This is a genomic window from Exiguobacterium sp. SL-9, from assembly GCF_004336985.1.
In the GTDB taxonomy this organism is placed as follows: domain Bacteria; phylum Bacillota; class Bacilli; order Exiguobacteriales; family Exiguobacteriaceae; genus Exiguobacterium.
In genome coordinates, this window is sequence record NZ_SJUO01000001.1 from 414,001 (window position 1) to 435,197 (window position 21,197).

A 21,197-nucleotide genomic window follows, 5' to 3' on the forward strand; every position below is an offset into this window, starting at 1 on the left:
TTATTCCCCAAAGATGGCTACCCGTTCGATTTGAGGTAACCGCTCAATTTCCGCTAACACGTCTTTTGATAGATGGTCATCAATCTCAATCGCCATGAGCGCCTGTTTGCCTTTCTCATGACGGCTCACTTCCATATGGCCGATGTTTAACTCATATTTGGCCAAAATACCTGTCACGGCCGCAATCGCCCCGAAGCGATCGTGATGCAAGACGACAAGTGCCGGTCCGCCGCCAGACAATTTGAGTGGGAATCCGTTCAACTCGGTGATTTCGATCGTCCCACCCCCGATTGAAATCCCGACGATTTCAAACGTGCCGTCCTCGTCTTCTAGCCGGACGCGGGCCGTGTTCGGATGATCGGTCAACGCGTCACTCGTCTCAAAGACGACCTCGATGCCGCGCTCTTTCGCGATGTCGAGCGCTTGCGGGATGCGCAAATCGAACGTATCGAAGCCCATGATGCCACCGACGATGGCGACATCGGTGCCGTGTCCCCGATACGTATCGGCGAACGACCCATAAAACGTGACGTGCGCGAGCCGTGGCGTTCGCCCGAACAACTTCCCAGCCATGAGGCCGATGCGCGCGGCTCCGGCCGTATGCGAACTCGATGGACCGACCATGACCGGTCCGATGATATCAAACACACTGCGATATTTCATCGCATTTCCCCCTTTCAAAAAAACCCTACCTTCATTATACAGAAGGTAGGGCTGAGTTACAGCTTATTCCACACTAAAAATGTAGGAGTAGAGCGGTTGTTTCCCGTCGTGAACTTCGATTTCAATTTCGTCGTTCTTCGACTCAATGTAAGCCGAGAGTGCCTCGACGTCTTCTGCGGACGAACCTTCACCCGTCAAGATCGTGATGATCTCGTCGTCGGCATCCACAAGAGCGTCGACTAATCTCTTCGCCGCTTCGAGGCTCGAACCTGATGAGGCAACGATTTTCTTCTCAGCAATCGCCATATGGTCATCTTTACGAATTTCAACACCATCGATACTCGTATCACGGACCGCATACGTCACTTGACCAGACTTGACGGCACTTGCCGCCGTCTTCATGACGCTTTCGTTCGTGTCGACATCCGCTTCCGGGTTGAATGCGATTGCTGCCGCGAGTCCTTGTGGCACCGTCTTCGTCGGAATGACCGAGACGCCGCAAGGTGCGACCGATGCCGCTTGTTCGGCAGCCATGATGATGTTCGAGTTGTTCGGGAAGATGAAGACGTGGTCCGCGTTGGCCGCTTCAATCGCCTTGACGATGTCTTCCGTCGACGGGTTCATCGTCTGACCGCCTTCGATGACGTGAGCCGCCCCAAGTGAACGGAACAAGTCGCTGACACCTTCACCCATCGCGACTGTGACGATCGCATATGGCACTTTTGCCTTCGGAGCCGTCGAAGTAGCCGTTTGGACGCCGTGCTGGTTGGCACCGTGCTCTTCTTCTAAGATCGTCGAGTGCTGTTGACGCATGTTCTCGATTTTGACAGCGACGAGCTCGCCGTAGCGCTGCCCTTTCGTGATGACGTCACCAGGTGTTTCGACGTGAACGTGGACTTTGAGCAACTCTTCGTCTGCGACGACGAGGAGTGAGTCCCCAAGTTCAGACAGTTCGTTGCGGAACGCATCCTCATTGAACGGGGCATCCTTCAACTTGACGTCTTGGAAACGGACCATGATTTCCGTGCAATAACCGAACTCGATGTCTTCGGTCGACATGAATCCTTGCGCGGCGTGGGCATGATGTTCGGCTTCGATGAGCGCATCCATGACCGGTGCATGTGGTTTCTCGAGTTCTTTGCCTTCAAGGCTTGCGAGGAACCCTTCATAAATGACGAGCAGTCCTTGACCACCCGAATCGACGACGCCGACTTCTTTTAAGACAGGCAATAAGTCCGGTGTCCGCTCGAGTGAAGCTTTTGCTTCCACGATCACGCGTTCCATGAACTCGTTGAAGTCGCTCGTCGACTCTGAAGCACGGAGCGCTTCGTCGGCCGCTTCACGAGCAACCGTCAAAATCGTTCCTTCAACCGGTTTCATAACCGCCTTGTATGCCGTGTCGACGCCACGTTTCAACGCCTCGGCGAAATCGACTGTTGACACTTCTGTCTTTCCTTCGATCGCTTTACCGAAGCCACGGAACAATTGGCTCAAAATAACACCCGAGTTCCCACGTGCTCCCATTAAGAGACCGCGTGCAAACTTCGATGAGACATCAGCGATATTCGACGAGTTGAGTGCGGCCACTTCTTTCGCACCCGATGTCATCGTCAAATTCATGTTCGTCCCCGTATCGCCGTCCGGCACCGGGAAGACGTTAAGCGAATCTACATAATCCGCATTCTGGCTCAAGTTGGCTGCACCGTTCGCGACCATGTTCGCGAACACCAATCCATCTAAACGTTTTAAACCCACACCAAATCCTCCTTCGTTCTCGTCAGTCATTCGTCAGACGAACGCCTTGTACGAATATGTTTACCGACGAAACGTTTAATCCTAAAGTTTCACCGAGCGTGTATTTCACACGGCTTTGCACGTTGTATGCGACTTCCGACACTTTCGTCCCGTAGCTTACAATGATGTGCATGTCGATATGTACGTCTTCTCCATCTTGACGTACGACCACGCCTCGGGCGTAGTTTTCACGCTTCAATAGTTCTGCAATCCCGTCTTTCAATTGAGCTTGAGACGCCATTCCCACAACGCCGAAACATTCCATCGCCGCACCGCCTGCGAGTGTTGCGACCACGTCGTTCGTGATGTCAATATTGCCATATGTTGTCTTCATTTCAATTGCCATATGGAGTAGCCTCCTTTATTCGGAATGATTCCTTCACTACATTCTACAATAAGTACCTAGTTATTAAAAGAACCTGCTCCATAAACTCGGTCAATTGTAGCCGTAACCCTCATTCATTATTAAAATCCTTTCCAGTAATGTCAAGTTTTTTTCTTGTCATCCTATGATTTTCTAGTTGCATCGTGAAAAAACCCGTGCTAATATAAACGAGTGTCTATTAGGACGAACCCACATAAAAAAGGAGGGGAAACGCATGGCACGTAAATGCTACGTAACAGGTAAATCACCTAAATCAGGTAACAACCGTTCGCACGCACTCAACAAGACAAAACGCACTTGGGGTGTAAACGTACAAAAAGTTCGTATTCTCGTTGACGGTAAACCTAAACGAGTTTGGGTTTCAGCTCGCGCTCTTAAATCAGGTCTCGTTGAACGCGTATAATTTTTATACACGAACGAAATAAATCCCAGCGGCATTCGCCGATGGGATTTTTTTGTGTTCATTTTTTGACATACAGCACAAGCACCATGCCTTCGTGCACAATCAAGTCCGCTGATTCGTCGGCCCACTCGTTCGAGATCGTGAGCGCCTCATGGCTCACGATCTCGTGATGGTCGAGCGGATATTTGACGCCACGGATGGTGACGTTCGCCCGCTTCCACGGTACGAGCGACAAATAGTGATCGTCTTGGCGCGGGAGTCCATAGCGCCCCGTCCCCGCGAGTCGCACCATTTGCCCTGCTGAGATGAGACGCATCTCGGGATACGCCTCGAGCAAACCGATGTTGCTGAGCGTCATATCGAGCCGTCCACCGAGAGCGCCGTAGACGAGCATCTCCGTCGCCCCATGGCTCCGGGCCGCCTCAAGCGCGATTTCAAGGTCGGTCACATCTTTTTCAGACGGATAACGGACAGCGTCGATCGGCACTTCGCCCGTGAAGGAATCAAAATCGCCGACGACGAGGTCCGGATTCAGCCCACGGTCTAATAGCGTCTCATAACCCCCATCGACGCCAATGACATAATCGACATCAATCGGGAGGCTCGGGATCGATTCCGGGCTCGCCGCTACGATCAAGACGCGCATTAGCGGACGTCCCGGGTCGCGAGTGTCGCAAAACGTGGTGCCGAGACAAACAAGAGGACAAGAACGACGGCCGACACGAGGAATGACGGGAGCATATACGTCATATTATAGGCGAATGAGTAAGCCACGACCGGTCCTTCCGCGTACTCAGCGAAGAAGACAATCCCCGATACGACGTGGGCACCGTAGCGTAGCAGTGAGCCGAGGAGCGCCCCGAGCACCAAATAGATGATGAGTGTCTTTTTTGCCTCGTCCTTGGCGGCTCGTTTCACTTGTCCGGCGAATAGTCCAGCCATACCGACGACACCGTAAGCAAACGTATAATCGAGCAGGAATTGGACAGGTGTGAAGATGTAGGCCCCAAACATCAATTGAAGCGTCCCGACGAGCGCCCCCGTCGCAAGTCCGCCTTTTAAGCCGTGGCGGTACGCCATCACAAAGATCGGCAACATCGCCAAGCTGATTGATCCGCCCTGTGGCATCCGGAACGGGATGAGTAAATCAAAAATCAAACCGAGTGCGGCGAACAGCGAGATTTCGATGAGCGCCTGTAATTTTAAACGTTGTTTCATTTTATTCCCTCCTTATATGAGTGAACGACAAAAAGCAGCATGACGTAAACGCCATGCTGCTATCGTGTAGCAACGTGCATTTTCGCCACATCCCTACGTCCGTGTGAACGGAACAGGTTCAAAGGGTTAGCGTGATGCCTCTCAGCCACAGAATGTGACACCCCTTGCGACAATATTTGTTGTTCTATGGTCGATTATACACGAGATGCGTTGCGAATGCTATCGATTGCTTCTTTGTAACTCGGCTCATTATAGATGGCCGACCCGGCCACGAGCACGTCAGCCCCGGCATCGATGCATAGTTTTGCCGTGTCCGCGTTCACGCCGCCGTCAATCTCAATTTCAAAGTCGAGACGACGGGCTTGGCGCATCTCATTCAGCGCCGCAATTTTCGGGACGACCGATTCGATGAACTTCTGGCCCCCAAAGCCAGGGTTCACCGTCATAAGGAGCACCATATCGACGTCACCGAGCACGTGTTCAATCGACGAGAGCGGCGTATGCGGATTCAAGACGACGCCACACTTGGCGCCAGCCGCTTTGATTTGTTGCAAGACGCGATGCAAGTGATTCGTCGCTTCGATGTGAACCGTAACGATATCCGCCCCGGCCTTGATGAAATCTTCGACGAACCGCTCCGGCTGATCGATCATCAGATGGACATCAAGTACCATGTCCGATTTTTCCCGTAAACTCGCGAGCACCGGTAGCCCGATGGAGATGTTCGGGACAAACTGTCCATCCATGACATCAAAATGGATATAATCCGCTCCGGCCTCTTGGACCGCCTTTACTTCTGATTCTAGATTGGCGAAGTCCGCCGCTAAAATCGATGGTGCAATTTTAATCATGTCAGTACCTCCGTTGTCTATCGTTTAACTCTGCCATAAACGTAACATAATTCTCATAACGGGTGGAAGCGATTTCTCCGGCTTCGACAGCCGCTTTGACGGCACAGCCCGGCTCGTTCAAATGGGCACAGCCGCGGAATTTGCAGTCGTCATGCCGCTCGACAAACTCAGGGAAACACCACCGCATCTCCTCGACTTCGAGTTCGACCGGGAACTCGAGGCTCGAGAAACCAGGCGTGTCAGCGACGAGTCCGTCAGCGAGTGTGATGAGCGTGACGTGACGCGTCGTGTGCTTCCCTCGGCCGAGCGACTTCGAAATCTTCCCGGTCGCAAGTTCAAGCTCAGGCGCGACCGCATTCAAGAGCGAACTTTTCCCGACGCCCGTCTGTCCAGCGAATACGCTCGTCTTGTCTTTGAACGAACCACGGATTTGTTCAATCCCCGACCCATCCTCGGTCGACGTCTCGATGACCTCATAGCCGATGGAGCGGTATAAGGTCGCTGCTTCGTGAATCGGCTTCCGTTCTGATTCCGTCAACAAGTCCATCTTCGTCAAGACGATGATCGGATGGACTTGCTTCGACTCGATCAAGACGAGGAAACGGTCAAGCAGATGGAATGAGAACGCCGGCTCTTTCACGGAAAACAGTAAAAACGCTTGATCGATATTGGCGATTGGCGGGCGGACGAGATGGTTCGACCGCTCATCGACGGCCAGTATATAACCGGTGCCGTCCTCTTGGTCTTGAATGTCGACATCATCACCTACGACAGGCGAGATGTTCCGGTTGCGGAAATTGCCGCGGGCGCGACAGCGAATCTCTTGTTTTTCTTCTGTCATGACGTCATAAAATCCGCCTTGTAATCGAATGATCGTACCTTTCATTCCATTCCCTCCTTAGAAAAAGAGGCGACGCGCGCGCCACCTCTTCACTGTGCATCTTTTGCTTGTGCGTACGTCACCGTATCCGTCCGTACGACTTCCCCATCGACTTCAATCGTCGCGGTTCCGACTTCGTCCGGTGCGATGACGAGTGTGTACGAGTATGTCGTCGTCTCTGTTATCTTATCACGCAACACTTCGACTTCGCCACGGGCATCGACCGTCCGAATGACGACTTCGAGCGCTTCAGCCTCTTCCCCTTCGGGCGGCGGTTCGATTTCGACGTTGACTTCCCGCTCGATCGAGACGTCGGTCGGTTCGACCCCTTGTGACACGATGACGGTCAGTTCCGTCCCCGGATCGACTGCCGTACCGGCCGTCGGGAGTTGACGGATGATTTGATTCGCAGGAACGCTCGTTGAATACTCGTCACGTTTGACGATTTTCAAGCTATTTTGCTCAGCATACGTCGTCGCTTCCTCGAACGTATAGCCCGCCAAGTTGGCGAGTTCGACTTTATTGCTGCCTGTCGAGACGACGAGCGTCACCGTCTCTTCAGACGGAACGACTTCATTGCCTGGGGTGATCGATTGGGAGATGACATCTCCACTATCGACCGTCTCGGACGCCTCCGACTGAATCTCAATGTCCGTGAAATCTAGGTCTTTGAGCGTCCGTTCGGCCGCCGACTGGGACAATCCTTCCACGTCTGGCATCTCGACCGTCTCTTTTCCGGCCGAGACGACAATCATCACGGTCGTCCCGCGTTTCGGCTTCCGACCGGCTTGCGGAGTCTGAGAGATGACGTCCCCGGCGGCAATGTTATCACTCGCCCGTTCGGTCGCCTCGACGACAAAACCGGCCGTCTCAAGCTCAGTCGTCGCCTCGTCGCTCGTCATTCCGACGACATCCGGGACGACGGCACGGGACATCTCATCGGCGATGACATACGCCCCGATTCCGCCACCGATCAACAGGAGAGCGAGTAGGATCCAGAGCCACCACTTCTTTTTCCGTTTCGGTTTGTCTTTCACGGGTTCACTTGTTGCGACCGGTTGTTCCGGCGCCTCATTTGCGTTCGGCTCATCCGGCACGACAGGCGCCATGACGAGCGTCTGATCAAACGCATCTTGCTCCGCATTCGATCGCTTCGGTTCGTTCGCACGTTCCGGATCGAGTGCTGTCATACAATCCTTCTTGAATGCGGCGACCGAGGCGTGACGTGCGCCCGGTGACTTCGCGAGTGCCTGCATGATACAGTTCTCGAGCGCTTGCGGGATGTTCGGGTTCAAATCCATCGGTCGAATCGGATCATCTTGCAGATGTTGCAGCGCGACAGCGACCGGCGTCTCGCCAATGAACGGTACCCGACCGGTCACGAGTTCATAGAGTACGGCGCCGAGCGAATAAATATCTGACTTCTCATCGGCGAACTTTCCGCGTGCTTGCTCTGGAGAAAAGTAGTGGACCGACCCGAGCACCGACATCGTGTGGGTCAACGTAGCGTTAGACATGGCCACCGCAATGCCAAAGTCCGTCACTTTGACGTTGCCGCTTTGATCGATCATCATGTTTTGTGGTTTGATGTCCCGGTGAATGATTCGATTCGCATGGGCGTGATCGATCGCATCACAAATCTGTCCCATGATGCGGAGCGCCTCGTCGACAGATATGTACTCTTCTTGTAAATGTTGTTTTAGCGTCATCCCATCGACATGTTCCATGACGATGTAATAGATGTCGCGTTCGTCTCCGACGTCGTAAATGGCGACGATATTCGGATGGTTCAGACTCGCCGCCGCATGGGCTTCTCGTTCGAACCGGCGTATAAATTGTTCATTATGCGAGAATTCAGATCGCAACACTTTGATGGCGACGGTTCGGTTTAAAATCTCATCGTGAGCCCGGTAGACATTTGCCATGCCGCCGTTGCCGATTTGCTGTTCGATCCGATAACGATCGTTGATTCGTTCTCCACTTCGCATCGGATTCATCCTCTCTTTCTATCTGTGAACTGGACGAGGGCAACAGTGATGTTGTCACTTCCGCCCAAACGGTTGGCTTGATCGATCAATTGATCCGCCTTGACGTCCGCCGAGACGGGACGTTCCAAAACTTGTTTGATCTCGTCATCGGTCAAATGCGTCGTCAAGCCGTCCGTACAGATTAAAATCGTATCAAACTCGGGTTCGGCAAACACTTGCAGATCGGGTTCGACATGTTCCTTCGAGCCGATCGCACGGGTGATGATGTTACGTTTCGGGTGGACACGCATCTCTTCCTCGGTCAATTCTCCGAGTTGCTTCAACACGTTGACGTAAGAATGGTCTTCCGTCAATTGTTGGAGCTTATCCTCACGCAAGGCATACACACGACTATCCCCGACGTGGACGATGACGATCGTCTCGTCGTGCCAACAGACACCGGCGATCGTCGTCCCCATCATCAGCAGATTCGCTTGTTTCGAGAAGTCGAGCACTTGCTCGTTGGCCAGTTCCACATTGTGGCGGAACCAATTTTCCATCTCCATCGGTGAGGCAGGAAGCGTCGGAAAGGCACGGCGAAACTGCTCGATGACAAGCTGACTCGCAACCTCTCCGGCTTCATGTCCTCCCATACCGTCGGCCACGAGAGCGATCCCGGCACGCTCGTCTCCTAAAATCAAGACGGCGTCCTCGTTCTGCGCCCTCACTTGCCCGCGGTCGGTTCGGTATGCTAATTCCATCTTCCTGATTACCTCGTTTCTTGTTCGCGCTCCTTCGCTCGAAGCTGCCCACAAGCCGCATCGATATCCGAACCTTGCTCGCGACGAATCGTCACGTTCACTTTTCGATCTTTGAGCACTTTTTCAAAGGCAAAAATTTGTTTACGTGGCGTGCGGACGTAGTCGCGCTCGAGCACGTGGTTGACTGGAATCAAGTTGACGTGGCATTTGACGCCTTTTAACAAGTCAGCCAATTGATGGGCATGTTCTTCTGTATCGTTGACGCCACCGAACAAACCGTATTCGAACGTGATGCGGCGACCACTTTTCTCTGTGTAATAGTTGACGGCTTCCATCAACTTGTCCAAGTTGTAAGCACGGTTGATCGGCATGAGACGCGTCCGGATTTCTGTCGTCGGTGCGTGAAGTGAGATGGCGAAGTTGATGCGCATCCCTTCATCGGCGAACTTGTAGATTTTCGGTACGATCCCGCTCGTCGACACGGTGATATGGCGTGAACCGATGTTCAAACCATCGTCGTGGTTGACCGTGCGCAAGAAACGCATCAATTCGTCATAGTTGTCGAACGGTTCGCCGATGCCCATGACGACGACAGAGTCGACTCGTTCGCCGCTCGCGTCGAGCGCGCGTTGCACGTCGAGCACTTGCGCCGTGATTTCGCCGGCTTCTAAGTTACGTTTCAAACCGCCGAGCGTCGAGGCACAGAACGTGCAACCGATGCGGCAGCCGACTTGAGTCGTGACACAGACCGAGTTGCCATACTCATGGCGCATGAGAACCGTCTCGATGGAATATCCGTCTTGGAGCTCGAACAAGAACTTGATCGTGCCGTCTTGTGACTCTTGACGGACGAGTTCTTTTAACGTCGTCAATTGGAATGACGCGTCTAATTTCTCGCGGAGCGGTTTAGAGACGTTCGTCATATCGTCGAACGATGTCACACGCTTGACGTACATCCAGTCATATAACTGTTTCGCGCGGAACGATTTTTCTCCTGCCTCGATGAGCCACTGTTCGAGTTCAGAATACGTGAGGGAATAGAGGGACGGCTTGGCACCGACCAATGGATTTTTTTCAACTGCTTTTGGATTCATGTTTATACCTCTTTCTTAAATGCGGCGATATAGAAGCCGTCCGTTCCGAACGACGTCGGGAGTAATTTGAGTTCAGCGCGGTCCGATGACACCATCGGGCGCAATACTTGGGGAAGACGGTCTTGGAGTGTCTCATCCCACGTCAATCCGTTCGACAAAATGTAATCGGCCTGCTGTTCATTCTCAGTCGGATCGATGGTACATGTCGAGTACACTAGCGTACCACCTCGTTTAAGCAGTGGCAAGACAGCGTCAATGATTTCACGTTGGACTTTCGGCAGTCCGGCAAGGGCAGATTTGTCTTTTGTCCATTTGATGTCTGGCTTGCGACGGATGACACCGAGTCCCGAACATGGGACGTCGAGTAAGATCCGATCGAAGCTCTCCGGTTCAAATTTGTCCCCGGCCTGGCGGGCATCGAGGGCAAGTGCGGTCACTCCATCGATATGCAGACGCTTCGCTTGACGTTCAATCAACTTCGCTTTATGCGGGTGCAAGTCGAGGGCGACGAGCGTTCCGCCGTCCATTCGTTCGGCCGTATGCATCGCTTTTCCTCCAGGGGCAGCACACGCGTCGAGTACGCGTTCTGTCTTCCCGGCTTGAAGCGCATCAGCGACAATCATCGAGCTCTCGTCCTGAATCGACAACAAGCCCATATCGATGAACGCCGTCGCGTGGACGTTTCCGGACTCGATGACGAGACCGTCCGCTGATAGTTCCGACCGTTTGGCAACGACATCGACTTCGGCGAGCCGTTCCATCATCTCGTCAACGGTGACACGTTGGCTATTGACCCGCACCGTTACCGGAGCCGGCTCATTGTTCAGTTTACACATCGCCTCGGTCGCTTCGACGCCATACGTCTCGACCCATTCAGCAACTAGCCAATCGGGATGACTATGTTCGATGGCAATCCTTTCAGCGTCCGGCAACGCACTCAAATTTGGGAAACCGTCCCGGATGACGTTGCGCAAGACGCCGTTGACGAATTTTCCGGTTCCCGAGTGGCCCCGTTTTTTCGCGATCTCGACTGCTTCATGCAAGACGGCACGATCCGGGATTTTGTCGAGATAAAATAGTTGATAGACGCTCATCCGTAAGAGTGGCAAGACGAATTTGTCCAATTTTTTAGGGTGTTGGACCCGCTTCTCTAAAATATAGTCAAGCGTCCGTTTCCGACCGAGCGTCCCGTAGACGAGCTCCGTGTATAGACCGACATCTTTCGTCGCCAATTTCTTCTGTTTCAATAAATCGTTGACCGCAATCGTCGAATAGGCGCCGCCTTGTTCGATTTTGATTAGCGTATCAAGCGCTGCTACTCGTACGTTCATATTATCCTCCTAGTCGATCGCCGACTTGTAACTTTTGGCCGGCCCCACGCATAAACGTGGCCCCGTCCATCCGTTTTTTACCAGATGGTTGCAAATCGATCACTTTAATAGCGACCGTGTCGCCTGTCGCGACGACAAACCCATCTTCTTCAAGTCGTACAATCGTTCCTGGTTCACCCGTCCCGGTCGTCTTTGACCCAAAGAACAGTTTGACCCGTTCTCCGGCAATCGTCGTATACGCCGTCGGGAACGGATTCATCCCTCTGATCTGATTATAAATGTCTGCGCCGGACCGGGTCCAATCAATCTGTTCCCGCTCCCGGCTGATGTTCGGTGCGAACGTGACGTCACGCTCGTCTTGCGGCACAGCTTCAATCCAACCGGCGAGGAAAGCGGGAAGCGTCTTGATTAACAAGTCCGACCCTGCGACCGCGAGCTTGTCGAACAATGTGCCGACCGTATCCAATTCTTCAATCGGGACGACCGTGTTGGCGATCATATCGCCGGCATCGAGTTTATCGACCATGTACATGATCGTCACACCCGTCTCTTTATCCCCATCAAGGATGGCTTGATGAATCGGGGCGCCCCCCCGATATTTCGGCAAGAGCGAGGCATGTACATTGATAGCCCCATGCTTCGGTGCTTCGAGTAGTTCAGTCGGGACGATTTGCCCGTAAGCTGCCGTCACGATCAAATCCGGCTCGAGTGCCAAGATATCCGCATAATCGGTCCGTACCTTTTCAGGTTGCAACACCGGGATATTGTGGCGCAAAGCACATTCTTTCACCGGCGTCGGTTTTAGTTCGCGTTTTCGTCCGACCGGCTTATCCGGTTGCGAGACGACACCTACGACATTGTATCCTTCTTCGAGCAAGCGCTCAAGTACGGATACGGCAAACGTTGGCGTGCCCATGAAGACGATGCGTTGGTCCGTCCCCTTTTCCGGTACCGCAAGCTTGTCCGTGAACAATACCCCGTCCAAATGGTCGATTTCATGTTGAATCGCCCGGGCGAAGAAACCGCTCGCCTTCACTTCTTGATAACGGCCTTTCATGTCTTGCGTCTTGACGACGATCGTCTCGTGCCGTTCGACGAACCCGAACTCGCCCGGGATGCTCAAGCAGCCTTCAAGGCCGATCTCGGTTCCCGACGTCTCGATAATCTCTGGGTTGATCAACACGAGTGGACCGGTCTCATCATCCGTGTGGACGACGGCGAGTCGTTGGTTCAAGTTGACTTGCGGGGCGGCGACGCCGACACCGTCATACTCATACATCGTGTCGAACATGCGGTCGACCGTCTGGCGCAATTTTTTATCAAACTTTGTCACCGGATCACACGTGACCCGTAAAATCTCATTTGGGATCTCTACTACTTTATACATCTGGTTCCACCTCACATGAATACGTATGGATTTACGTCGATACTCAATTGATATTCTTTTTTGCTGATCGCCTTCGCCCGTGCTTGTTGCAGTGCGGCGAGGACTGGATATAACGCCTCAGGATGTTTCGTCTTGATGAACAACTGATAGCGGAACAAATTCTTTAATTTTGACAGCGGCGCCGGCATCGGCCCGTTCAGTCGTGATTGGGCCACGTGCGCCTCGACGAAATCGGAGGCGAACAGCTCGGCCTCGGCTTGGGCGACGAGCGGGCTCTCCGCTGCGAATGTGACGAGCGTGACGTACCAATACGGCGGATGGTTGCCGACTTGACGAAGTTGCATCTCACGCGCGAAAAAGGATTCATAGTCGTGCTCACTCGCCGTCTCGATGACGTAATGGTCCGGGTTATACGTCTGCACGTATGCCTCGCCCGGTAAACTTCCTCGACCGGCTCTTCCGGCAACTTGGGTCACGAGCTGGAACGTGCGCTCGGTCGCCCGAAAATCAGGCATGCCGAGTGTCGCATCTGCCGCGAGCACCCCGACGAGTGTCACGTTCGGGAAGTCAAGTCCTTTGGCAATCATCTGCGTACCGAGCAAGATGTCCGCCTCCCCGTCCTCGAAACGTTTCAGCAGTTGCTCGTGCGAGCCTTTCCGAGACGTCGTATCTTGGTCCATCCGGATAATTCGTGCCTCAGGGATGCGGTTCAACAACTCGGTCTCAATCTTTTGTGTACCGGTACCGAACTGTTTGATTTTTTTACTGTCACAGGTCGGGCACTTCGACGGCATACCGATCTCGTAACCACAATAGTGGCATTTGAGACGATCACCGTGCTGATGGTACGTTAAGTTGACGGCACAGTGTGGACAGGTAAGTCCTTCCCCACAGTCGCGGCACATGACGAACGTCGTGAACCCGCGACGGTTGAGCAAGATGACACATTGCTCTTTCTTGGCGATCCGGTCGTTGATGGCGACAAATAAATCTTCCGAGAACATCGTCGTGTTCCCTTTGGCAAGTTCACGCCGCATATCGATAATATGAACCGGCGGCATCTCGCCTCCGTATCGTTCACTCAATTGCAAGTAGTGGTACACACCTTTTTGAGCACGGGCGTACGACTCGAGTGACGGCGTCGCACTCCCGAGCACGACCGGACACCCGTGATAATGGGCCCGCCAAATCGCGACGTCCCGCGCATGGTAGCGCGGGTTCTCTTCTTGCTTATACGTCGTCTCATGCTCTTCATCTAAGATGAGCAGGCCGATATTCTCGAGCGGGGCGAAGATGGCCGAACGTGCCCCGACGACGACATCGACTTGACGTCGCTTGATTTTCCGCCATTCATCATATTTCTCACCTTGCGATAAGGCGCTATGAAGGACGGCGACACGGTCTCCGAAACGACGTTTGAACCGTTTGACCATCATCGGTGTGAGCGAGATCTCCGGCACGAGCAAAATCGCCTGTTTTCCTTCATCGACGACTTGACCAATCGCTTCCAGATAGACCTCGGTCTTCCCACTGCCGGTGACGCCATGCAGGAGCAATGTCTCCCCTGCGTCGGCGTCACGGATGGCATGGACGGCCATCGCTTGGCTGTCATTCAGTTCAACCGTCTCGATGACTTGTTCAATCGTGGCGTACGGGTCACGGTTCAGTTCGACCTCGGTCACGTTGATGGCACCGAGCGTCTCCATTTTTTGAAGTTGGGCACGCGATAGACCGACTTGACGCAACGTTGACCAATACATGCGCGGTACGTCCTTTAGCAACTGAATCGCTTCTTGCTGTTTCTTCGCTCGGGCCGGGACGAGACTCGCATCGATCAGCTCGATGACGAGGTCCGTCTTGACCGTTCGTTTTTCTTTTAACACCGGCGCAAGCAGGATGTCCCCTTTTTTGGCGAGCGCCAAAATGATGGACTGTGTCTCTTTCGGATATTCCGAGAGATGAGTGCCGGCTCGGACTCCATCCGGGAGCGTCTCCCCTTTGATTTCTTTGTCGTAACTCACTTTCAAAGCCGCCGGGAGCATGGCGAGAAGAGCCGACGAACGGAAGCAGAGCGTCGTCTCTTTCACGTGTGTCGATAAGTCGAGCAGTTCATCCGTCAGTGACGACTCTTCGTCCAGTAACGCTTCAAGCGGCTTTAATCCTTCCCGGGTCCCTGCGGAGACACCGGTCACGATGCCGAGCAGACGGCGTGAACCGAACGGGACCGAGACGCGCATCCCCGGTTCAATCAACGTCTCGAACTGGGTTGGGACCTCATAATCGAACGGACGATCGATCGTGATGACCGGGGCATCGACGTGGACGTGGGCGATCATTGTAAATCTTCCTTAAAGTGGGTGAGCAATTCAACGGCGAGCTCGCGTTTGCTTTGACGCGGCAAGCGGACATGGGCTCCATCCGCGCGGAACAACATGACCTCATTGTCGTCGGAGCGGAAACCGATGTCTGGTTGTGACACATCGTTCGCGACGAGGTAGTCGACACGCTTGCGGGCGATTTTATCGCGGGCGTGTTGCTCGAGGTTCTCCGTCTCCGCCGCAAAGCCGACGAGGATCTGGTGCGTCTTCTTCGCTCCGAGCGTCTTTAAAATGTCCGTCGTCTCTTCGAGTTCGATCGTCAACGGACCGTGTACTTTTTTATGTTTCTCGGTATGGACCGTCTTCGGACGATAGTCAGCGACGGCGGCCGATTTGATGACGAGGTCTTGGTCATCGAAGCGCGCGAGCACCGTCTCGAGCATATCCGTCCCCGATTCGACAGCGATGGCGGTCACCCCGTCCGGTACCGGCACTTGAAGCGGTCCATGAACGAGCGTGACATACGCCCCCATGTCACGGGCCGCCTCGGCGAGCGCGACGCCCATCTTGCCCGATGAGTCGTTCGATAGGAACCGGACCGGGTCGATTCGCTCGACCGTCGGACCAGCCGTGATCAACACCCGCTTCCCGAGCAGATGTTTCGGGACGAACTGGCTCTCAATGATCCGGACGAGGTCTTCTGGTTCTGGAAGACGTCCCCCACCGACCCAACCGCAAGCGAGATTGCCGACGCCCGGCTCGATGATTTGATAGCCGAACGTTTTGAGCGTCTCGATGTTGCGGCGTGTGGCGGGATGTTCAAGCATATTGACGTTCATCGCCGGTGAGACGATGACAGGACATTTCGCCGCTAAAATCGAGGTCGTGATGAAATCGTCAGCAATACCGGCCGCAAGTTTCGCGATCATGTTCGCTGTGGCAGGCGCGACGACAATCAAGTCACTCGTGTCGACGACGTCGATATGGGCGATTTTGGTCGGGTCGTGCTCTTCGAACACGTCGGTGTATACGGGATTGCGGCTGAGCGCCTGAAACGTTGCCTTTCCCACGAACTCCTCGGCTGAGGCGGTCATCGCCACGCGCACGTTCGCCCCGGCTTGCACGAGTTTCGAAGTGAGGGCACACGCCTTATATGCCGCGATGCCGCCGCTCACACAAAGCAAGATATTCCGATCGTTCAACATTCCCTTTTCTCCCCTTTATAGACAATGAGACCCAAGTCGCATCCGACTTGGGTCACAATTCATCCGTTGTTCTTTTCGTTCACGATGATTGTCGTGTCACCCGAGAATATTTCTTCTAGCGCTTGACCGACCGGCTTATACGATTTTGGCACGGCGATTTTCGCTGCTTTTCCGTCCTGAATTTGGCGGGCCCGCTTCGCGGCCACCGTCACGATCGTGTATTTCGACGGGATGATACGTTGTAAGGCATCAATCGAAGGGTATAACATTAAATGACCTCCATCATGGCTTTTTTATAGAGAGATGCGACACGTTCACGCTTACAATGCTCGGCTGTCACGATCGCTTTGATACGGTCGATCGCTTTGTCCACTTCATCATTCGTAACGACGTAGTCGTATGCATCCATCAATTCAATTTCTTCCCGGGCGACGAGCAAGCGTTGCTTGATCACATCTTCCGATTCCGTGCCTCGACCGACTAAGCGGTTGCGTAGTTCTTGCAAGCTTGGCGGAGCCAAGAATAAAAAGACCGCTTCTGGGAAACGCTCTTTCACTTGGAAAGCGCCTTGGACTTCAATCTCGAGGATGACGTCTCTTCCGCTCTCGAGTGTCTCACGAACCCATTCAACCGGTGTCCCATAATAGTTGCCGACAAATTCAGCGTGTTCGAGCAGTTGATCGTGCTCGATCATGTCTTCAAATTGTTCTCTCGTCTTAAAGAAGTAATGTACGCCTTCCACTTCTCCTTCACGCGGTTTCCGGGTCGTCGCCGAGACCGAATATTGAAGGTTGTTGTCTTCTTCCTCACGGAGCACCCGGCACACTGTACCTTTTCCGACACCGCTCGGACCAGACAAGACGATTAATAATCCTCGTTCTTTAAAATTCACTGCAAGACCTCCATCTTCTAACATCACATTTAATTATAATAGCAGTCAATCAATTGTTCCGGCAAGAAGAAGTTCGGATTTTCTACTTCATCGTACCATATTTTCCATGAATCTGATAACGTAGAGACAGAAAAAAGAACAAAGGTGATGAGACTAGTGGCATATGATGGATTAATGACATATCGTGTCGTAACAGAATTACAAGCACTCGTCGGGGGGCGCATCAACCGCGTGCACCAACCGTATTCCCTCGACTTGATGATTCAAGTCCGCTCGAACCGCCAAAGCGTCCAATTGCTCGTTTCGGCGAACGCGATGTACGCGCGGCTCCAACTAACGGATAACCCGACCAAGAACCCGCAAGAACCGCCGATGTTTTGTATGATGCTCCGCAAGCATATCGAAGGCGGCTTCATCACGGCGATCGAACAAGTCGGACGTGACCGCGTCATCGTCCTATCGATCCGCTCACGAAACGAACTCGGCGACGAAGAGAACAAGAAAGTATACATCGAACTGATGGGACGGCACTCGAACATCGTCTTGACGAATGAAGACGGCAAGATTTTAGATGCGATCAAGCACCTGCCTCCGTCACAGAATACGTATCGGACAATCATGCCAGGTAGCGAGTACCTACTGCCACCGGCCCAAGACAAGTGCGACCCGTTGACGGAACGTGAGGCCGGCTTGAAGCGAATCGATTGGAACTCAGGAAAACTTGATAAACAACTCGTCGCCAGTTTCGCCGGACTCAGCCCGCAAATCGCGCAAGAGATCGTTCATCGGGCCAAACTCCCGAACCGGGCGAGCATCGAAGAGGCGTTCGTCAGTGTGATGGCCGACCTTGAAGGCCCGTTCGTCTTCCAACAACTCGCTTCCGGCAAAGAACGCTTCAGTCCGATCGTCCTCACGTCAGGCGAGATTACCGCCGAAGAACGCTACGAGACGAGTAAGGACGTGCTCGACCGCTTCTTCTATGAGAAAGCGAACCGCGACCGCGTCAAACAACAAGCGCATGACGTCGAGCGTCTCCTGAAGTCCGAGCTTGAGAAGAACGTGTTGAAGCGGAAGCGTCTGCTCGACGATTTGTTGGCGACGGAACGGTCCGACGAGTTACAAAAATACGGAGAACTGTTGACGACGTATTTGTTCCAACTTGAGAAAGGGATGACCGTCGCTCACGTCGTCGACTATTACGACGAAGAAGGCGGCATGATCGACATTCCGCTCAACCCGCTCAAGACGCCGAACGAGAACGCGCAAGCGTACTATAAAAAATACAACAAGTTGAAAGTCGCCAAAATCGAAGTACAAAAACAAATCGAATTGAACGACGCCGAGATTCAGTATTTAGAGACGCTCGTCGCCCAGCTCGATGTCGCCTCACCGGCCGATATCGTCGAGATTCGAGAAGAATTGGCCGAGGGCGGCTACATGAAACAACGGAGTCAAAAGAAGAAACAAACGAAGAAAATTTCGCTCGAAGCGTACATGTCGTCGACGGGGACAGAGTTCTTCGTCGGGAAAAACAATACGCAAAACGATCATTTGACGTTCAAGTTCGCCCGTCGTGATGAGATTTGGCTGCACGTGAAAGACATTCCTGGATCCCACGTCATCATCCGTTCGAGCGAGCCCGACGAGACGACAATGCTCGAAGCGGCGACCGTCGCCGCTTACTTCTCGAAGGCCCGTGCCTCGAGCGGTGTGCCGGTCGATTACACGAAAGCACGCTACGTGAAAAAACCGAGCGGCGCCAAACCTGGATTCGTCATCTATACGGATCAGCAGACGGTGTACGTCACGCCGGATGAGCGACTCGTTAAATCACTCCAGCAATGAGTTCAGGCCACGTCACATGACGTGGTCTTTTCTTGTTAGTCCTCTCTGCGCCCACGCTTTCCGCAGGCAACCCCGGAGCCGCATCGCGACTCAATGTCGCTGCTGGGTCTCCGTTGGGTTGCTTTCCTGCAGGAGTCGGGGCGCCGGCGGACGAACGAAAGGATTGGCACACGTCTGATCGACAGGCGAGCAGACACATGCCAAAGCCGGCACCAGAACTCCTAGGGGATAGCGATGCAAGGGTGACCCCGTAAAGTGCGGCACGCACTGCGGAGGCATCCGCATCGCCCCAGGAACGGAGGGTGCCGCCAAAGGCATGTGTAAATAGGACATGTCCACTTACATTGACAACAAATAAAGGCCCCGTCGCTAAAACGGGGCCTTGCTTCATTTCGGATTATGTTTGAACGCTTCGAGCTGTTCATGATAGTCGAGCAAGTGCCCGTGTAAGATTTCAGAAACGGATAGATCCTCATGCGGCAACGTGAACAGCGAATACGGCTTGTCACACGTGTAGAGGATGTCGTGATGATGCGCAAGGAGATATAAAAATTCGGATTCGAACGCCCGGCGTTCTTCCTCACCCATCAATAATAGTGCCTCGCGGTGTTCAGCAAGACTCTCAAGCAACAAGACGAGCTTGTCTTCAAGATGAATCAATAGACGGTACTGCTTAATCGTCAAATGCTTCAGTTTCACGTTCGTCACTTTCATGTCTTCCTGGAGCATCATGTGCAGCTCCTGATGACCGAGGATGCGGGCCCGTGTCTCAAGGAGTTCGGACGGGGAACCGACAAGTTCACGCCAATGATGGAACATGTAAGCCGATGTTTTTCGAATCTCACTGAGCAACCGATCTTCATAACGAGGCGGCAGGAACGCATAGTTCACCCCGAGGGAGACGAAGACACCGACAGCCGTCAAGAGTGAACGGGTCCACGCATAATGGAAGAAGTCGGTCGTCGGATTCTCGAGCATGAGTACGATTGCGAACGCCGCGTACGTCGACATGTGCGTCTTATCGAACGTCGTGTTGAGTGTGAGCGCGACGATGACGGCGAGCCCGATCGAAATTGGGTTGACCCCGAACGCGTAGACGATCAAAAGACCGCACATGAGTCCGACAATCGTCCCGAAGATTCGGCTGAAGACGATGTTTGATGACCGTTTCACGGTCGGTTGCATCGCGACGACGGCCGCGATCGCCCCCATGCCCGAATAAATACCGAACACGTACCACGACAAGGCAATCGTAATGGCGACGGCAATCCCCGTCTTCAAAGTCCGGAGCCCAACTTTAGGGATGTAACGTTTGTTGATCATTTCAGCTCGACCTTTCCTGTCTCGGAAATGAGTTCGATGTTCGGCCGGTTCGAGTTCGACAGATGATACACGCCATCCCCGATCTCCTTGAACCGCTCCGACGCCGTCACGGTGCCGGATGTGCTGACGCTTACTTGTCCGGTCGCGTTGCGTGGCTCGTACGTGAGTGATCCGGCCTCCGTTTGGACGGTCAGTGCTTGGTTGACCACGACGTCACGGATTGTCGCATCACGATACGAACGGATGTCGCCCGTGACGACACGGACGGTCTCTAGTGTCGCGTCGCTCCGCGTCTCGACACGAAGTCGATCACTTTCAAGTTTCTTTACATTAACTGAATTCGCTTCCAAGACAATCGTCTTAGCAATCAATCCTTGCCCCGTCACTTGCCCGGCCTCGACATCAATCGACGTCATCGAGCTCGGCAAAGCGACGCGAATTTTGTAACGGGACGGCTCATCGCTCGCACGACTGCCGAATTGACTCAGTTGACCGAATCGTTCGACAACCGATATCGTGTCGCCGACCGATTTGACTTTGATGCGCCGCTCTTTCGAATTCGTCTGCAACACGTCAATCTGAACCTTCTCATTTGTGCTCCGAACAAATTCGACGTTGCCATGCGCCGTCTCAAGTCGAAGCCTTTTCATTTGGTATCGGTCTTCGTACGTGTCCCCAAGTGCCAACACGTGGCTGAATATGAATAAATTCAAGAAAAAAATGAGGGGCAAGACGGTGAGGACGAGTCCGAACGCGATTTTACGATGTTTCGGGATGGCTTGAAAGCGGACTTTCAAGGATTTTCCCTTCATTCTAGAATACGCCATACATATCTCCTTTGTTGACTGCTTTCCCTATTCTAACACGTTCAGTATGCCAT

Annotated in this window: 20 protein-coding genes, 1 pseudogene and 1 riboswitch; of the genes and pseudogenes, 2 read left to right on the forward strand and 19 right to left on the reverse strand. The window is 53.4% G+C overall.

Features of this window, described 5'->3' with window-relative positions; translation table 11 throughout:
* The 3 genes from sdaAB to EVJ34_RS02185 all read right to left on the reverse strand — a co-directional run bounded on the left by sdaAB (position 1) and on the right by EVJ34_RS02185 (position 2,803).
* Complete coding sequence (sdaAB, locus tag EVJ34_RS02175; RefSeq protein ID WP_131484583.1) at positions 1 to 663, reverse strand: L-serine ammonia-lyase, iron-sulfur-dependent subunit beta; 663 nt, start codon at positions 661 to 663, stop codon at positions 1 to 3.
* Positions 664 to 726: 63 nt separating this feature from the next.
* Positions 727 to 2,418 carry a DAK2 domain-containing protein gene (locus EVJ34_RS02180; protein WP_131484584.1) on the reverse strand — a complete coding sequence of 564 codons (1,692 nt, stop codon included), beginning with the start codon at positions 2,416 to 2,418 and terminating at the stop codon, positions 727 to 729.
* 22 nt (positions 2,419 to 2,440) lie between these two features.
* Positions 2,441 to 2,803, reverse strand: coding sequence for an Asp23/Gls24 family envelope stress response protein (locus EVJ34_RS02185; protein ID WP_016509701.1), 363 nt, complete (start codon positions 2,801 to 2,803; stop codon positions 2,441 to 2,443).
* A gap of 253 nt (positions 2,804 to 3,056) precedes the next feature.
* On the opposite strand from EVJ34_RS02185, the gene rpmB reads away from it, so the two are divergent.
* Positions 3,057 to 3,245: a 50S ribosomal protein L28 gene (rpmB, locus tag EVJ34_RS02190; protein ID WP_015881349.1), complete on the forward strand. Its 189-nt coding sequence runs from the start codon at positions 3,057 to 3,059 to the stop codon at positions 3,243 to 3,245.
* 58 nt (positions 3,246 to 3,303) lie between these two features.
* On the opposite strand, the gene EVJ34_RS02195 is transcribed toward rpmB, so the two are convergent.
* The 14 genes and pseudogenes from EVJ34_RS02195 to gmk form a co-directional block, all read right to left on the reverse strand.
* Positions 3,304 to 3,891, reverse strand: a complete 588-nt coding sequence (locus EVJ34_RS02195; protein ID WP_131484585.1) for a thiamine diphosphokinase — start codon at positions 3,889 to 3,891, stop codon at positions 3,304 to 3,306.
* Entirely contained in the window at positions 3,891 to 4,463 is a 573-nt protein-coding gene (gene thiT / locus EVJ34_RS02200) for an energy-coupled thiamine transporter ThiT (protein WP_131433860.1), read from the reverse strand. Before thiT ends, EVJ34_RS02195 begins: the two co-directional genes overlap by 1 nt.
* Before the next feature lie 73 nt (positions 4,464 to 4,536).
* A riboswitch (TPP riboswitch) is annotated at positions 4,537 to 4,638 on the reverse strand.
* Between the two features lie 19 nt (positions 4,639 to 4,657).
* Entirely contained in the window at positions 4,658 to 5,314 is a 657-nt protein-coding gene (gene rpe / locus EVJ34_RS02205) for a ribulose-phosphate 3-epimerase (RefSeq protein WP_131484586.1), read from the reverse strand.
* A 1-nt stretch (position 5,315) separates the two neighbouring features.
* Complete coding sequence (gene rsgA / locus EVJ34_RS02210) at positions 5,316 to 6,200, reverse strand: ribosome small subunit-dependent GTPase A (RefSeq protein WP_131433856.1); 885 nt, start codon at positions 6,198 to 6,200, stop codon at positions 5,316 to 5,318.
* A gap of 44 nt (positions 6,201 to 6,244) precedes the next feature.
* Positions 6,245 to 8,182 carry a Stk1 family PASTA domain-containing Ser/Thr kinase gene (pknB, locus tag EVJ34_RS02215; RefSeq protein WP_131484587.1) on the reverse strand — a complete coding sequence of 646 codons (1,938 nt, stop codon included), beginning with the start codon at positions 8,180 to 8,182 and terminating at the stop codon, positions 6,245 to 6,247.
* A gap of 5 nt (positions 8,183 to 8,187) precedes the next feature.
* The gene (locus EVJ34_RS02220) at positions 8,188 to 8,922 is read right to left on the reverse strand and encodes a Stp1/IreP family PP2C-type Ser/Thr phosphatase (RefSeq protein WP_131433852.1); all 735 of its coding nucleotides are present in this window, start codon (positions 8,920 to 8,922) and stop codon (positions 8,188 to 8,190) included.
* Between the two features lie 8 nt (positions 8,923 to 8,930).
* Complete coding sequence (rlmN, locus tag EVJ34_RS02225; RefSeq protein ID WP_131433850.1) at positions 8,931 to 10,016, reverse strand: dual-specificity RNA methyltransferase RlmN; 1,086 nt, start codon at positions 10,014 to 10,016, stop codon at positions 8,931 to 8,933.
* Between the two features lie 2 nt (positions 10,017 to 10,018).
* The gene (gene rsmB, locus EVJ34_RS02230; protein ID WP_131484588.1) at positions 10,019 to 11,347 is read right to left on the reverse strand and encodes a 16S rRNA (cytosine(967)-C(5))-methyltransferase RsmB; all 1,329 of its coding nucleotides are present in this window, start codon (positions 11,345 to 11,347) and stop codon (positions 10,019 to 10,021) included.
* Position 11,348: 1 nt separating this feature from the next.
* A complete protein-coding gene (gene fmt / locus EVJ34_RS02235; protein ID WP_368665986.1) occupies positions 11,349 to 12,263 on the reverse strand; it encodes a methionyl-tRNA formyltransferase in 915 nt (304 codons plus the stop codon).
* A 39-nt stretch (positions 12,264 to 12,302) separates the two neighbouring features.
* Positions 12,303 to 12,734, reverse strand: a pseudogene (gene def, locus EVJ34_RS15980) (peptide deformylase); the annotation flags it as partial.
* 11 nt (positions 12,735 to 12,745) lie between these two features.
* On the reverse strand, positions 12,746 to 15,070 hold the full coding sequence (gene priA / locus EVJ34_RS02240) for a primosomal protein N' (RefSeq protein WP_131484590.1): 2,325 nt from the start codon (positions 15,068 to 15,070) through the stop codon (positions 12,746 to 12,748).
* Positions 15,067 to 16,257 (reverse strand): bifunctional phosphopantothenoylcysteine decarboxylase/phosphopantothenate--cysteine ligase CoaBC, encoded by a 1,191-nt coding sequence (gene coaBC / locus EVJ34_RS02245; protein WP_131484591.1) that lies wholly within the window; start codon positions 16,255 to 16,257, stop codon positions 15,067 to 15,069. The genes priA and coaBC overlap by 4 nt, the downstream gene beginning before the upstream one ends.
* Before the next feature lie 59 nt (positions 16,258 to 16,316).
* Positions 16,317 to 16,526: a DNA-directed RNA polymerase subunit omega gene (gene rpoZ, locus EVJ34_RS02250; protein WP_113928938.1), complete on the reverse strand. Its 210-nt coding sequence runs from the start codon at positions 16,524 to 16,526 to the stop codon at positions 16,317 to 16,319.
* Positions 16,526 to 17,173, reverse strand: coding sequence for a guanylate kinase (gene gmk / locus EVJ34_RS02255; RefSeq protein ID WP_052090097.1), 648 nt, complete (start codon positions 17,171 to 17,173; stop codon positions 16,526 to 16,528). The genes rpoZ and gmk overlap by 1 nt, the downstream gene beginning before the upstream one ends.
* Positions 17,174 to 17,305: 132 nt before the next feature.
* Here gmk and EVJ34_RS02260 point away from each other — a divergent pair, with 132 nt between their 5' ends.
* On the forward strand, positions 17,306 to 18,994 hold the full coding sequence (locus tag EVJ34_RS02260) for an Rqc2 family fibronectin-binding protein (RefSeq protein WP_131484592.1): 1,689 nt from the start codon (positions 17,306 to 17,308) through the stop codon (positions 18,992 to 18,994).
* Between the two features lie 387 nt (positions 18,995 to 19,381).
* Here the strand turns inward: EVJ34_RS02260 and EVJ34_RS02265 are convergent, their stop codons facing one another.
* Entirely contained in the window at positions 19,382 to 20,317 is a 936-nt protein-coding gene (locus tag EVJ34_RS02265) for an FUSC family protein (RefSeq protein WP_131433836.1), read from the reverse strand.
* On the reverse strand, positions 20,314 to 21,144 hold the full coding sequence (locus tag EVJ34_RS02270; protein WP_131484593.1) for a hypothetical protein: 831 nt from the start codon (positions 21,142 to 21,144) through the stop codon (positions 20,314 to 20,316). The genes EVJ34_RS02265 and EVJ34_RS02270 overlap by 4 nt, the downstream gene beginning before the upstream one ends.
* Positions 21,145 to 21,197: the final 53 nt, after the last annotated feature.